Source organism: Mycolicibacterium sp. XJ870 (assembly GCF_053483975.1).
In genome coordinates, this window is the sequence record NZ_JBEFTI010000002.1 from 467,948 (window position 1) to 482,029 (window position 14,082).

General features: G+C 63.3%; 15 protein-coding genes and 1 pseudogene. 7 read left to right on the plus strand and 9 right to left on the minus strand.

Going from position 1 to position 14,082, the window contains the following annotated elements; all coding sequences use genetic code 11:
• The first annotated feature begins 82 nt into the window (after positions 1-82).
• The 3 genes from ABQF30_RS13755 (at position 83) to ABQF30_RS13765 (ending at position 1,554) form a co-directional block, all read left to right on the plus strand.
• A complete protein-coding gene (locus ABQF30_RS13755) occupies positions 83-460 on the plus strand; it encodes a VOC family protein (protein ID WP_448464504.1) in 378 nt (125 codons plus the stop codon).
• A gap of 37 nt (positions 461-497) precedes the next feature.
• Positions 498-782: a DUF1905 domain-containing protein gene (locus ABQF30_RS13760; RefSeq protein WP_448464506.1), complete on the plus strand. Its 285-nt coding sequence runs from the start codon at positions 498-500 to the stop codon at positions 780-782.
• Between the two features lie 166 nt (positions 783-948).
• A complete protein-coding gene (locus ABQF30_RS13765; RefSeq protein ID WP_448464508.1) occupies positions 949-1,554 on the plus strand; it encodes a hypothetical protein in 606 nt (201 codons plus the stop codon).
• Positions 1,555-1,576: 22 nt separating this feature from the next.
• Here the strand turns inward: ABQF30_RS13765 and ABQF30_RS13770 are convergent, their stop codons facing one another.
• The 7 genes from ABQF30_RS13770 to ABQF30_RS13800 all read right to left on the minus strand — a co-directional run bounded on the left by ABQF30_RS13770 (position 1,577) and on the right by ABQF30_RS13800 (position 7,388).
• Positions 1,577-2,215, minus strand: coding sequence for a TetR/AcrR family transcriptional regulator (locus ABQF30_RS13770; RefSeq protein WP_448464510.1), 639 nt, complete (start codon positions 2,213-2,215; stop codon positions 1,577-1,579).
• A gap of 71 nt (positions 2,216-2,286) precedes the next feature.
• Positions 2,287-3,162, minus strand: a complete 876-nt coding sequence (locus ABQF30_RS13775) for an LLM class F420-dependent oxidoreductase (RefSeq protein ID WP_448464511.1) — start codon at positions 3,160-3,162, stop codon at positions 2,287-2,289.
• A gap of 19 nt (positions 3,163-3,181) precedes the next feature.
• On the minus strand, positions 3,182-4,060 hold the full coding sequence (locus ABQF30_RS13780) for an NAD(P)H-binding protein (protein WP_448464513.1): 879 nt from the start codon (positions 4,058-4,060) through the stop codon (positions 3,182-3,184).
• A gap of 34 nt (positions 4,061-4,094) precedes the next feature.
• Complete coding sequence (locus tag ABQF30_RS13785) at positions 4,095-4,982, minus strand: SDR family oxidoreductase (protein ID WP_448464515.1); 888 nt, start codon at positions 4,980-4,982, stop codon at positions 4,095-4,097.
• Entirely contained in the window at positions 4,979-5,776 is a 798-nt protein-coding gene (locus ABQF30_RS13790) for an SDR family oxidoreductase (RefSeq protein ID WP_448464517.1), read from the minus strand. Before ABQF30_RS13790 ends, ABQF30_RS13785 begins: the two co-directional genes overlap by 4 nt.
• A 53-nt stretch (positions 5,777-5,829) precedes the next feature.
• Positions 5,830-7,089, minus strand: coding sequence for an MFS transporter (locus ABQF30_RS13795; RefSeq protein WP_448464519.1), 1,260 nt, complete (start codon positions 7,087-7,089; stop codon positions 5,830-5,832).
• Positions 7,090-7,217: 128 nt separating this feature from the next.
• Positions 7,218-7,388: a hypothetical protein gene (locus ABQF30_RS13800; RefSeq protein WP_448464521.1), complete on the minus strand. Its 171-nt coding sequence runs from the start codon at positions 7,386-7,388 to the stop codon at positions 7,218-7,220.
• A 271-nt stretch (positions 7,389-7,659) separates the two neighbouring features.
• On the opposite strand from ABQF30_RS13800, the gene ABQF30_RS13805 reads away from it, so the two are divergent.
• On the plus strand, positions 7,660-8,991 hold the full coding sequence (locus ABQF30_RS13805) for a DUF2252 domain-containing protein (protein WP_448464523.1): 1,332 nt from the start codon (positions 7,660-7,662) through the stop codon (positions 8,989-8,991).
• Between the two features lie 25 nt (positions 8,992-9,016).
• Here ABQF30_RS13805 and ABQF30_RS13810 read toward each other — a convergent pair.
• A pseudogene (locus ABQF30_RS13810) lies at positions 9,017-9,453 on the minus strand (hypothetical protein).
• A gap of 140 nt (positions 9,454-9,593) precedes the next feature.
• Complete coding sequence (locus tag ABQF30_RS13815; RefSeq protein ID WP_448464525.1) at positions 9,594-10,688, minus strand: helix-turn-helix transcriptional regulator; 1,095 nt, start codon at positions 10,686-10,688, stop codon at positions 9,594-9,596.
• 23 nt (positions 10,689-10,711) lie between these two features.
• Between ABQF30_RS13815 and ABQF30_RS13820 the strand changes: the two genes are divergently transcribed.
• The 3 genes from ABQF30_RS13820 to ABQF30_RS13830 all read left to right on the plus strand — a co-directional run bounded on the left by ABQF30_RS13820 (position 10,712) and on the right by ABQF30_RS13830 (position 14,063).
• Positions 10,712-12,178, plus strand: coding sequence for an FAD-dependent oxidoreductase (locus ABQF30_RS13820; RefSeq protein ID WP_448464527.1), 1,467 nt, complete (start codon positions 10,712-10,714; stop codon positions 12,176-12,178).
• Positions 12,175-12,897 carry an alpha/beta fold hydrolase gene (locus ABQF30_RS13825; protein ID WP_448464529.1) on the plus strand — a complete coding sequence of 241 codons (723 nt, stop codon included), beginning with the start codon at positions 12,175-12,177 and terminating at the stop codon, positions 12,895-12,897. The genes ABQF30_RS13820 and ABQF30_RS13825 overlap by 4 nt, the downstream gene beginning before the upstream one ends.
• Before the next feature lie 257 nt (positions 12,898-13,154).
• Entirely contained in the window at positions 13,155-14,063 is a 909-nt protein-coding gene (locus ABQF30_RS13830; RefSeq protein WP_448464530.1) for a serine hydrolase, read from the plus strand.
• The last annotated feature ends 19 nt before the right edge of the window (positions 14,064-14,082 follow it).

The following is a 14,082-nucleotide window of genomic DNA, read 5'->3' on the forward strand; positions in this document are numbered from 1 at the left end:
CGGTTAGGGCATTAGCGGGCGCTTGCCTCAGCTATACGGGCGATGACTTTCTGCCTGGGGCGGGGTCTCAATGAGCATGACAATGACAACGAGAGTTCTGAGCGTGTCGGTGCCGGTGGCTGACCAGGACGCCGCGTTGAAGTTCTACACCGAGGTGCTCGGCTGCGAGCTCCGCAACGACGTGGAGGTATGGCCGGGTGCGCGGATGGTCGAGGTAGCGCCGCCCGGCTCGAGCGTCTCCCTGGTGCTCCTGCCTGCCGACAGCCAGATTCCGGTCGCGATCCGGTTGGGTACCCCTGATGCTCAGCAGGCCCACGACAAGATCCGCGAAGCCGGAGTCACGCTGCACAACGCCGAACTGGTCCGCATGGACGGAATTCCAGCGATGTTCTCCTTCACCGATCCCGACGGCAACGGCCTGGTCTACCTGGAGGACGCCGGCGACAGCGAATCCCGGTGAACACTCATCCCCACCCACACGTCGGAGGCCCACGATCATGACCGCCCCTCAGCCGTTGGATATCAAGTTCATCGCTCGCCTGGGCAAGATCCGTCCACAAGACACCTGGATCTGTGTCCAATTGCCTGACTCAGCACGGATTTTCGGTACCCGAGGGCTGGTGAAGGTCGCCGGCACCGTCGACGGGCACCCGTTCACCGGGGCGTTCATGGCGCTGGGAGATGGCACCCACAAGCTCCCGGTCGCCGAGTCCATCCGCAGGGCCATCGGTAAGAACGCCGGTGACGACGTCTCGGTCCACCTCACCACAAGACTCAACTGAACTGTCAACGCGCTCAGCGGAGCTCGACACCCGGGCAGGCTAGCGCCGAACAAAGATGTGCCGGCTAGTAACCGTGGTCTGTCCGTCAGGCGGCGATTCTGCGATCATCTGTTCACGGGCGCCGTTCAGGGGCCTTGACGCGGCACACACCGCAGCGGGGAGAATCATGAGCAGCCCGATTGCCGCCAATCTTCTGCTGAACGTGTGGACTGGTTTCGCGACGTTCCAGCCACCCGACGTGTGGGGCCTGGACATCGTTCATACTGATCGCCGGACGTTCGGCGGGATGATCGTTACGAAGACGACTTACCCCAGCGGCGCTTCACGAATGCGCATGGACAGGCCGGATGGGTCTTTCACCATCACTTTCGACGATTCTTCGGGCCGTATCGTCTACAGCGTCGAAGGGCGCGCCAATAAGGACGCGAGCGGTAACACGACTGCCGAGACGACCGCGATCCATTACTCGTCATTTGGTACAGAGCGGGAAACCGTTCGGACGAACTCCGTCACCAGCCAGATCGGAAAAGTGGTGAGCCAGAACATGTTTACCGAGAATGCTGACGACGGAACGCAGACGTCGGTGACATTCGAGGACTATGCGGCCAGTGGGCCGATACGGCACACGACCATCACGACGGACGCTGCGGGCAACACCCAGGAACTCGATATCACGATCCGGATCGACCAGCACGATTACGTCCGCGAAGAAGTGCAGAAGCGCAACGGCGTTGTCACTGGCCGCAATACCGAGCGCGGTCCGATCCCGTAATCGTCCGCCGTCGTCGAGGCACCTAGGACGGCGTTCCTGCAACGATGGGCCCGAACAGATTGTTGATCAGCTTGTCGACGTACTCGTTGTCCAGCGGTTCACCGAAGAGCATGACCTTGTGGTAACAGGCGCCCCACAATTGGTCGGCGAGGGTCAATAGGTCCATGTGGGCGGGGATCTGACCGCGGCCGCGGGCCACTTCGAACATATCCATGGTCAGTTGCCGCCGTGGACGGGTGTAGTACTCATGAAAGGCCCGCGCCAGTGTGCCGTCGCCTTGCGCGGCGCCAACCATTTCAGCTATCACGTGGCCTCGGGTCCGCCCTCCGCGAACCGGGCGCTCCATCAGCGTGCGAACGAAACCGTGCAGCTGGGTGCGCAAATCGCGGATGAAGTCGCCCGTGTCCGGAAACGTGAGAACTGGCTTGACGTCGGCGTGGTAGGCCTCGAAGGCCAGCACCGCTGGTGAAGGCCACCACTTGTACAACGTGACCTTGCTTGCGCCGGCGGCCGCTGCCACCCGCTCAAAGGTCACGGCACCCAAGCTTTCCTCGTAGAGCAAGCGGACGGCGGCGTCGAGGACCGTCCGTCGTACTTCGGCCGCGGGCCGTCGACCCCTTCGCGGGCGGTCGGCGGCTCCAGCGGGTGCTCCGTCGGGCACTGATACCTACTTCCGAGACTTACAAGTAATGAACAAAAAGTATACAAATGCCGCGTGTGAGGCTGCGCCCGTCAAGTGAGTTCGGCGAGCCGGGGCACGGTAGGAGCGAATGCGTCGATCCACGCCGCAGGGGCTCCAGTCGTCGGTGTGACGATGACCGTGTGAACACCGAGGCGCGCATAATCGGCCATCCGCCGGACGAAACCGTCGCGGTCGGCCGGCTCCGGGCGGGGCTGGTTGGCGGTGACGGTGATCCGAATCTGGCTGAAGTCGCGGTCGGCGTCGTCACAATGGCGGCGTAGAACGTCGAGTTTGCGTGCGACGTCCTGCACCGAGGTGGTGAAGAAGTTGCACGCATCGCCGTAGCGGGCGACCAGTTTGAGTGTTTTGCGTTCTCCCCCACCGCCGATCATCACCGAGGGCCGTTTGATGGGCTGCGGTAGGCAGAGTGTCTCGTTGAGGAAGTAGTGCTTGCCGACGAACGGTCCGTTGTTGTCGGGATCCCACATCTGATTGCAGATCCGTAGTGCCTCTTCGAGGCGTTCGAAGCGTTCAGCCAACGGCGGGAAGGGCACGCCTAGCGCGGTGTGCTCGCGCTCGAACCAAGCTGCGCCGAGGCCCAGGGCGGATCGGCCACCGGAGAGCACATTGAGGGTGGTGACGATCTTGGCCAACAGCCCAGGATGGCGATAGGTGACGCCGGTGACCAGCACACCCAATTTCACGGTGCTGGTGTGGGCCGCTAAGAACGCCAGGGTGCTATAGCCCTCCAGCATGTTGGACTCGGCGGGCAGGCCCGTCGGCTCGATCTGAAAGTAGTGGTCCATCACCGACAGCCACGTGGCGCCGGCGTGCTCGGCGGCGGCGCCGACTCGGGCGAGTTCGGCGGCAATGGCGGTGGTGCCACCGTCTATGTCGAAGATGGGAAGGTGGAATCCGAGTTGCATCGTCGTCCTCGCTCGTAATTCAGCACGTCAGGGTGGGTGTGAGAACGTCCTGACACCACTGACGGAACGTGGTGGGCGTGCTGGCCGCGGCGGTGCGTGGTTCAGCGTTGTCGAGCCCATCGTTCTTGGCCAGCGCCATGTCGAGCATCCCTTGGGCCATGGCGTCGGACATGCCCTTGGCAACGAGGTTTGCCTTGTAGGCGGCACCGTCGGTCTGCTGGAACCGCACGGCTCGGCCCAGGACCTCGGACATGATCGCGGCCATGTCGTTGAACGACAGATCTTCTGGCCCCAGCACGGGAACGCTGCTCGCGCCGCTCCAGCAGTCGTCGAGCAAGAGCCGGGTCGCGACCGCGGCGATGTCGCGCGTGGCGCAGCTGGGCATCTTCCGGTCCCCGTCGATGGGCGAGAAGAAGACGCCACGGCTCTTGATCGTCTCGGCCTGGCGCAACAGGTTGTCCATGAAGGACGGCATCGTCAATGCGCGGTAGTTCATCCCCGTGCTGGTGATGAGGTCATCCATCGCCAGGGAGGCGGTGACGAACCCGGCGTTGCGTGCTGCCCCGCGCCCGAGCGCCGAAATCCCCACCACCCGATCGACTTTGCCGACACGGAGGGCGTCGCACGCGGGCCGGGTGAAGTCGACGTAGGCGGCGCGCACGCTGTCAGCGCGCGGATTCGGCGGCACCAGCCAGAACACTGCGTCGGCGCCATTGAAGGCTGCGGCCACGACGTCGGGGTCACCATGGGATCCTTCGATGACCTGCGCGCGGTCTCGCACGCCGTCGGTGAGCCGGTTCGGATCACGTGCGACGACGCGCAGCGGCGTCTCGAGGGCGAGGAGTCGGTCGACGACTTGACGGCCGATGCTGCTGGTGGGTGCGGTCACGGTGATCATCGAGGAGTCCTCTCGATTGCTCTGGGCTGCTGGGTCATTCGCTGTCATCCGGCGCGTGGTCAGCGTCGGGCAAAGCAGGTGTACTGCCACGGGTCAGTTCGCGCAGGAACGCTTGCACCGTTCGGGGTTGCCGGCCGAGCAGGGTGGTGAGCACCTGGGCGTTTCCTGCGGGCAGGCCAACACGGTCGTAGTAGGCCATCATGCGCAGGAACGCAGCGCGATGCGGTTGCGGGAGTCGTTGCGCGTAGCCGGCAGCGGGGATGTGCACGGCGGTGATGTGTTTTCCCGTGATCTCGCTGAGCATGGCGGCCGTGCGGACGCCGTCGAGTATTCCTGGTGAACTCAGTTCGAAGGTGCCATGGCTGAGTTGGTCACTGGTCATCGCTACGGCGGCGACTTCGGCGACGTCGCGGTAGTCCACCCAGGACATGCTGGAAGTCACCGAGTACGGCATCGCCAGCTCGTCGCGATCGGCGAGCCAATAGTCCCGGAGTGTCTGCATGAACCGCGCGGGCTGCAGCACGGTGAAGTCCAGACCGGAGCAGTAGAGAGCATCTTCGACCGGCAACTTCGCGGCGTGGTTGGACAGCGCCGAGATCGTTGGATGGATGACCCCGGAGAACACGAACTTGGGGACCCGGGCGGCGCGGGCGGCGGCAACGAGCGCGGTTCCCATGTCGGCTTCGTGGGGGGAAAGGCCGGGGCCGATGTGAAAGACGCCGTCCATGTCGGCGACCGCCGACCGGAGACTGTCCGGACGAGTCAGGTCGGCTACGACCGCTTCGTGGGCGCCGCGGTCTCGGGCGGCGGCGACGCGCTGTGGGCTGCGCACCAGCGCACGTACCCAAACTTCGCGCCGCAGGAGTTCGTCGAGCACCAGATGGCCGTACCGTCCGGTCGCGCCGACCATAACTACCCTCATCGGCGTCCCCGTCCATCGGGCCGCCGCTGCACCGTGGATGCCGGACCTCGGGGCGCCGGTCGTGGTGGATTCATCGCGCCGAACAGTTCGTCGTAGGTGTGATCGTGTTCGGCCTGGCGCAGCGGTGCGACTCTCGCGACCGTGATCTCGGTGAGTCCGCCCGCGGTGAGCAGTGTCATCGTTTCGGCGATGTAGTCCTCAAGCGGCATCGCCCGCGGATCGTCGGTGTCTCGCAGGGCCGTGCGCACCTGCGGTGGAATGATCTCAATGACCTCGATGGCGGTATCGCGCAACTGATGTCGCAATGACTGCGTGTAGGAGTGCAGCGCCGCCTTGGTGGCGCTGTAGGTGGGCATCGCGGCGTTGGGCACGAACGCCAGACCCGAGGTGACGTTGATAATCGCCGCGCTGGGTTGCGAGGCCAACCCAGGCAACAGCGCTGCGGTGAGTCGGATCGGGCCCAGCAGATTCGTGGCGATTTGCGTCACGGCTGCCTGTACGTCGCCAGTCGTCAGGTCTTCGGGCCGTTGAATGCCCGCATTGTTGATCAGGACGTTGAGTTCAGGTCGCAAAGCAGCCAGCGCGGCGGCGAACCGGGCGATGTCGGCCGGATCGGTCTGATCCAGAACGAGATACTGCATCCCAGAGTTGGCCCGCGCCACCTCTTTGAGTGCCGTTTCGCGTCGGCCGGCCACGGTGACGTGGTTTCCCAGCCGGTGTAAAGATTCGGCGATGCCGCGGCCGATCCCACTTCCGCCACCGGTCACCAGGACGTGGTTGCCTGTCATTCGCATGTCGACCCTCTCCGCTGTCTAGGTGAAAATGATTCGATGAGGCCAGATTTGGTTCATGCGGCGTGTGGGATGGGTGTTGCGCCCTGAAGGTCCATTGCACGCGCGAGCCGCGGTGTCGCCACCAGCATGAGTGCGATCGCCACCACGATTTGTGCCGCTACGGTCGCGTAGGCGACGAGGGGGCCAGCCACTTGGTAGAGCCAGCCGATGACCAGAGGGCCGATCACTTGTGCTAGTGCCATGGTCGCAGCGACGGCCCCCTGAACGCGGCCCTGAGTATGGGCGTCCATGCTTTCCGACATGGCCGCGGTGAGACTGGTCTGCACCAGTGGCTGGCCCAGACCGAACAGCACGACGCCGAGGTAGACAAGCGACGTCGACGCGGTGACAGCGAACGCGGCCAGTGAGATGAATGCGGCCACGGACAACCCGGCGCCGGCAATGGCGAGCTGGATCGCCCGGAAGCGTTGCGCCAGAAGCGGTATGACACCGAGTTGGATCACGACGACTAGCACACCGTAGATAACCAGGATGGAGGCAATACGCCCGGTGTTCCAGGCAGCGCGCTCGGCCATCAATGTCGGCAAGTTCGACGACAGGGCGATGACGCTGGGCCAGAACAACAGGTAGCTCAGCAGCAGCAGACGCAACTGCGGAAACCGCAAGATGTCCCGCAGCTGAGACAGCGGGTTCATCTCGGCGACGTGCAGGCTCACCGCTCGCTGTGCCGGTGGCAGGCTTTCCGGCATCGAGTAGAAACCCCACACCAGCGCGGCGAGAAGCATCGCCAACAGAACAAACAGCGGCGTGACGGGGCTGGTCGTTGAGAAGAGGCCGCTGGTGGCGGGGCCGACGATGAACGCCGATCCGATCGCTGCGGTCAGGAACGCGAAGAACCGGGTGCGCGTGCCTGGCTGTGTGGTGTCCGCAACGTACGAGAACGCCGTCGCGATCCAGCAGTCGCAGGCGCCGACGATGATCCATCCGACGAACAGCACCCACAGCCCAGCGCCGGTCGCCGCGCCTGCGGTGAAGATGGAGAAGCCGATCAAGGCGCCGACCACGCTGAAGACCAGTACGGTGCGGCGGCCGTAGCGATCCCCGAGCGCTCCCAGGACGGGTGCGGTGAGGAACTGCGCGAGGGAATAGGTGGAGAAGAGCAACCCGATGGCCAGCGCGTCCCCGCCCAGGGGCCCGGCGATGGCGGGCAGTATCGGGCCCAGCAAGGCCACGTAGTAGGTGCTGAGGAAGGCGATGCCGAGGACGAAGGGATGCAACCGGCGAAGGGTTGTAGGCGCTGACGTGGACGTCATGATGGATTCTCCTAAAGCGTTGCGGGGGGTGGCGTCAGCGCCTGGCGGGCCAAATGTCCGACGCGTGAACGGTTTTGGGTTACACGAGCGGTGGTAGTCGTACCCGTCCTAATGCGCCGTGGGGAGGTTCAGCACTTCACGTCGACGTAAACGGTTTCGGAGATCACGGTGGCGTTCATCGCGCGGTCCACGGTGCCCACCCCTGATGGGGCGCCGTTCGCTGGACCCGCCAGTGACAGTGCGGCGGCCACGACGCCGGCGACAAGGTATGGGCCGATCCGTCGAGCGGGCGTGGCCATTGGGATCTGAGCATTGCGAAACACTGCTCTACCTTCCGAGTGATGTGAACACTTTGTACAGATTCCCACTATATACAAGTCGTTCATATAAACAAGGGCGCAAATTGCGTACCGCCTCTGGCGGGCGGGGTTGAGAGACATAACTGCAGCTCATGGGCCAGTACGCCACCGCCGCACGATTCAACTGTTGTATGAACCGTTCACATACGGTCAGACGGTTGCACCAGGGCCGTAGCGGTTGAGCAGCGCCCGCGCCGGGCATCTAGTGCAGATGAGTAGTACGGAACTCGGCCCTAACCACGACGAACGGGAGTCGTTCATCGTCGCCAGCCTCGTCGACGCCTTCTCCGATCTGATGGCGGCAGATCCAGACGCGTTTCGAACCAAGTTCCGCAAGATGGCGGCTGACCCGTTCGCATTCTTCCGCGGCAGTGCCTGCCTCTTCTACGCCGACGTATCCGCACGCGACGACAGGTGGGCCGACGAGCGCACCAGCCGGGTGTGGATACAGGGCGATCTCCACTCGGCCAACTTCGGCACCTACATGGACGGCGCGGGAGTGCTGATCTTCGACGTCAACGACTTCGACGAAGCGTACGTCGGGCACTTTACCTGGGACATAAAGCGATTCGCCGCGAGCATCGCACTGATGTGTTGGCAGAAGGCCTTTTCCGACGAGGCGATCACCAAATTGATCGAAACGTTCGTCCGCGCCTACGTGCGGCAGATTCGGTGGTTTGTCGACGTCGAAGACGATTCCACCTTCTCGCTCAATCTCACGACAGCCCACGGGGCCGTGCTGTCGGCGCTTCAGGCGGCGCGACTCTCGACGCGTGCCGAGATGCTCAACCACATCACCGTGGTCGATGAATGCGACCGTCGCTTCCGTGAGCTGCCAGGCGTGGTGCGACTGGACGACGACGAGCGGGCAAAGGTGGAAGCGGCCTTCGACCGCTATCTCGGCACGATTCCGGAGACGCAGCGATTCCGTGGAATCGCCTATGACGTCAAGGATGTGATCGCCAAGACCGGATTCGGCATTGGTAGCGCCGGTCTGCCTTCCTACACGGTGCTTATCGAAGGCTTCAATCAGGCGTTGGACAACGACGTCGTGCTCTCGATGAAGCAGGGCAACGTGGCGGCCCCGAGCCGCGTCGTCGAAGACCGAGAGGTGCACGAGTATTTCAAGCACCATGGGCATCGGACCGCGGTCTCCCAGCGCGCGCTGCAGGCGCACGCTGACCCGCTGCTCGGTTACACCGACATCGACGGGGTTGGATTCGTGGTCAGTGAGCTTTCGCCCTATGAGGCCGATCTGGATTGGAGCGAGCTGACCGAACCGGACGAGCTGGCCGACGTCGTCGAGCAACTCGGCCAAGCGGTCGCCAAGGTGCACTGCGTGAGCGACACCGACAGTGACCAGTCGCTGGTCGACTTTCAGACCGAGGATGCGATCGTCGCGGTAATCGGTGACCACGAAGACGAATTCGTGGCCGACATGGTCGAGTTCGGGTTGACCTACTCCGCCATCGTTAGAGACGACCATCGCCACTTCGTGGAGGCGTTTCGGGAAGGCCGGATTCCCGGCGTCACCGCCATCTGAGTTCGCTCTACCCGTGTCAAACGGCTCAGGTCGTGATCCGCATTTCAGCACCCGGGTGTGAGCTGAGCGTGACGACCACTGTGCCGCTTCCCGTCTCGAACATGGTGTTGGCGTAGCCGATGAAACCGTAGTGCCCGTCAATCGTCGATACCGCGGTGATGTCACTGGTTCCTGAAGCGCCGGTGTCGAGATTCGCCCAATCGGCGGTCACCGTGAGCGCACACGAACCGTCGTAGATGCCGGCGTCATAGTGGATGGCAACGCGGACACCGTTCTCGACACGATCACCGACCTGCACGGCGCCACCTGAGCCTCGGCGCTGACGCTACCGCCACAGGTCGGGGACGCCACGATCGGAACTCGACCGAGTTGCGCGAAGGCCTCGGCCTGGGCTGTTGCCACCCAAAACCAGGACGCCGTCAACGCGATGGCTATCGCGCCGGTAGCGCGGAACAGGGTCATGCCATTGTTATCGGCGGTCGCTAGGGCAGTGTTAGCCCGCGGTCAGACTGCCCGGAGTCAGGCCTTCAGCGACTTCTTTGGGATCGAGTGCTGCTTGGCCCGGCATTCGGAGCGCTTCATTCCTCGGAACCGCTGTGCGCCTACGGGATGATTGCCAGCAGCAGGCGGACCAACTCGGCTTGCCGATGTGTGTCGGTCTTGTCGAATATGTGTTGGAGATGAGTGTTGACGGTTGCCCTCGATAAGGCGAGGTCCAGCGAGATCGGTTTCAGACCGTCACCACGCATTACCCGCAGTGCTACATCGGCTTCCGAGTTCGTCAAGCCGAAGAGCCGTCTTATCAGGACCTTTGGCGGTTCGTGGTCCTGCTCTGGGTCGATGATCATCACCAGAGCCTTTGCCGCTAACAGGCCTTCGGCTAGAGGGAGCGGCAGCACGTGAATAACATAGGGACGTTTTCCAGACGGGCGGCTACACACGAAAGTATCCCCGCTGCGAGAACCGCATCGCTGCTCGACAAGAGCTCCAGTGATACTGCGCTGCAACTGTTCGTCGGTGGACGTGCACGTCGCCTCGACGCTGCCGTCGCGGATACACAACCCATCGCCGGACTTGATAATCCGGTCGGCTACCGAGTTGAGTTGCGCGACAGTCCGTCCCGGCCCGACGATGACGACACCGTGCCGTACAGCCTCGATCACGCCGGCGATCTCCTCTGCTGCTCCGCGTAACTCCGCGAGGTGATCCTGAGTGCGAAGCGATTGCTGCAGGTGGCGGGTTACCGCACTGACGAACTTAACCCGTTCGGCAGTATCAAACGGTTCCTGCCGTTTCGGCGCTGCGGCGAGAAAGCTCGCGGGCGTCGTGCCCACGTTCAACTGCATGAACAGTCCGTCGTCCATGTGATGTGGACGCAGGAAGTCGGACTCGAACTCTGAATGGGTCCTGAGCGCAACGAGCGCCTGGCCGCCGTGTATCAAACCGCCAGGGCCCTTCTCGACGGCTTCGAGTATGTAATCGACCGTGTAAAAGTGTTCGGTATAGGATTCGCGCGCCTCCGAAGGGACGGTGGCGCTCATCAGGGAGCGGCTTGTCCCCCGACCGATATAGATTGCGCAGCCTGATGCGTCGAGCACGCGGCCGATCTCAGACAATGCCACCGGCCAGTTCGCTGGGTTGATCGACGACGCGTAGATCTCGGAAACCACGCGCGAAAACTCATCGATCGTGACCATTGCCGAGTCCCAGCCGTCGCACCGTGGCGTTTGTCGCCCACCGGTTAGCTGGACAGTACTCGGTTTCATTCATTCGGATGATGCTTAGGCAGTTTCCGTGGGGCTTTCTTAACACCATGGTCAAGAACGGGCGCACCTCGGTGAACGGGCAAAATGGTCACGCCGTCGTTCTCGGGGCAAGCGTGGGTGGACTGCTCGCCGCCAGGGTATTGGCCGACTTTTACGACGCCGTCACAGTGGTCGAACGCGATGCGTTGCCTGTCGATCCGGTGAACCGGCGGGGTGTGCCGCAAGGCCAACACGGCCATGTCGTCCTGCCGCGCTGCTCGCAAGTGCTGGACGAATTGTTCCCGGGCTTTCTCGATGAGCTAGTCGCAGACGGTGTTCCCGTCTGGGACGACGGGGACCTGTCCAAGGTCGACGTTTCGGTAGGCGGTCACCAATTTTGCCGCTCCGGTTCACTGCGGAACCGTGACTCATCCCAGTACTATCCGAGCCGGCCGTTTCTGGAAAGCCATCTGCGGCAACGGTTACAGGACATTCCCAACGTAAAGTTCCTCGATCGTCACGACGTCGCCGGACTGACCTCAGACCATGGCCGTGTCATTGGTGCACGGGTCGTGAACCGCCAAGGCGGCGCCGAGACGACTGTGATGGCCGACCTCGTCGTGGACGCGACGGGGCGCGGCTCACGTACCCCGGCCTTTCTGGAAGCGCTCGGTTACGGCCGCCCGCGCGAGGATGAAGTGGTCGTGCACCTGGCGTACGCCAGTCAACTCCTGCGTATCCCTGCGGGAACCCTCGATGTGGGCCTGTTCGGTGTCTTCCCGGAACCCGGCCGGCCGACCACCTTCGCGTTCGTGGGATACGAGAATGACACGTGGATGCTCACTCTTGGCGGGATGCTCGGACTGCAGCCTCCTACCGAGCGGGCCGCAGTGCTGAAATTCGGCGAGCAGTTGGCGCCGCCTTCGGCGCTCGCAGCGTTGCGTGACGCCGAACAAGTGGAGGAGCCGGCGCGCTATCGCGTCCCATCCAACCGGTGGCGCCGCTACGACAAGATGCGTCAGGTTCCCGACGGCCTGATCGTTTTCGGCGACGCCGTCTGCAGCTTCAATCCGATTTACGGGCAAGGCATGACGGTGTCCTCAATAGAAGCGCTCGTGCTGCGCGACTGCCTGCGCCGCGGAGAACGTGACCTGCCGCGACGGTTCTTCCGGGACAGCGCCAAGAAAATTCGTGTGGCGTGGCAGATGGCCGTGGGCTCCGATCTAGCCCTACCGGATGTGGTTGGACCGCGGCCACTTTCGATGCGTATCACGAACGCCTACATAGAGAAAGTTCTGACCGCCGCCGAAACAGACCTGCCTGTCGCCGAGCAATTCCTAAGAGTCAGCGGAATGATCGACTCACCGGCCCGCTTACTGCATCCCTCGCTGATGGTGCGAGTGGTGCGAGCCAACCGCCGGCGGATAGACAGCCCCGCGTGACGACGTTTGCCCTGGTGCATGGTGCTTGGCACGGTGCCTGGTGCTGGGAGCGACTAACTCCACTTCTGCAGCAAGAAGGCCACGATGCGGTGGCTATAGATTTGCCGTGCGACAACGCCTCGGCGAGCTTCGAGACCTACGCCGATGTGGTCTGCGCCGCCCTCGATGGGTGCAACCACGATGTGGTGCTCGTGGGACATTCATTGGGCGGCAATACGATTCCGTTGGTCGCCGCTTCTCGTGCAGTACGCCATTTGGTGTATTTGTGCGCCGTCATCCCGGCCATCGGCCGAAGCGTTTACGATCAGATAGCCGGAACCGACATGATGCTTCCGGGTTGGGACGCCGGTTTGAGTGCACCCGATGCGCAATCCCGAACGACATGGGTCGATCCTGATTGTGGTCGAACGCTGCTATATGCCGACTGTGACGAACCGACTGTAGAGGCCGCGTTCAACCGTCTTCGACCCCAGGCAAGTTACCCGAGCACCCTACCGTTCTCGCTGACCGAATTCCCCGCAGTCAGTTGTACTTCCGTGATTTGTAGCGACGACCGGGTGATCAGCCCTGACTGGTCGAAGCGAATCGCTCGCGATCGGCTCGGCGCCGATGTGGTCGAGCTCTCCGCGAGTCATTCCCCGTTCCTCTCACGACCATCAGCCCTCGCGGCCGTGTTGCTCCGCTTGGCGGAGACGCAAAATGTGACGGCGACTAGGTAAGCCCTGCATTGGCGGTCGGAGACTTTGAGAAGCCTTCGGCGTGTTGATCGACCCAGATGCACGGCCTGCTGACAGGGCGCATTTGTGCCCTGTCGTGTGAGGGCGACCAACAAGTATTCGGATCGCCCTTGTGGTGAGAGGTGACCGGCACCAACTGCGCGATGCCGCGCAAGTTTCATTCCCATAAGCTGGGGGTAATCGGTCCGAACGGCGGTGACCCCCGCTCCCCTGCTTCAGGACCTGTTTGGAGGAGACCAATGCGTCGGTGGTTGCCGAATCAGATGATCACGATGGCGGCGATCGGCTGTGTGGCGATGCTCGTATCCGGTTGTGAGGCACAGGTCTGGGCTACGCCGCCGGCAGCTGACCGCACCCCGCCGGCTTCGTTTGCGCCGATGCCGGAAGCCCCGCCCGCCCAGCCGGTGGCGCCATTCGAGGGACTCGACGCCCGCGTCCGTCAAGCCACCGCCGATGCGGCCGAATCCGGGGCCGATATCAAAGTCGTTGTGCTGGACCGCAACACCGGCCAGATCGTCTCCAACGCGGCCAACAGTCCCTTCCCGATCGCATCGGTGGTGAAGTTGTTCATCGCCGACGACCTGCTGTTGCAGGAGTCCGAGGGCAGGGCGGAACTTTCCCCGGCCGACCGCAAGTCACTCGATGTCATGCTGCGTTCCTCCGACGACAGTGCCGCCCAGAGCTTCTGGGACCGCAGCGGTCAAAACGCCGTCATCGCGCGCGTCGTCGCGCGGTACGGGTTAACGGGCACGACGGCGCCCGCGAATAGGCACTGGGACGTCACGCAAAGCACAGCAAGCGATCTCGTCCGCTACTACGACATGCTGTTGGATGGCGCCGGTGGGCTTCCACCCGAACAGGCCAACGTCATCATCAGCAATCTCGCGCAATCGACACCGACGGGAAATGACGGGTACCCGCAGCGGTTCGGCATCCCCGACGGGCTCAATGCCGAGCCGGTTGCGGTCAAGCAGGGCTGGTTCTGCTGCTGGAACGGCGGCAACCAGTTGCACGTGTCCACCGGCGCGATCGGACCCGAGCGCCGCTACGTGATGGCGATCAGCTCCTTGGACCCCACCAGCGCCGCCGCGGCCCGCGAGAACATCACTCAGGCCGTCAAGACGATGTTCCCCGGTGGGCACATCTGAGCGGGTAGATTGCCGACCC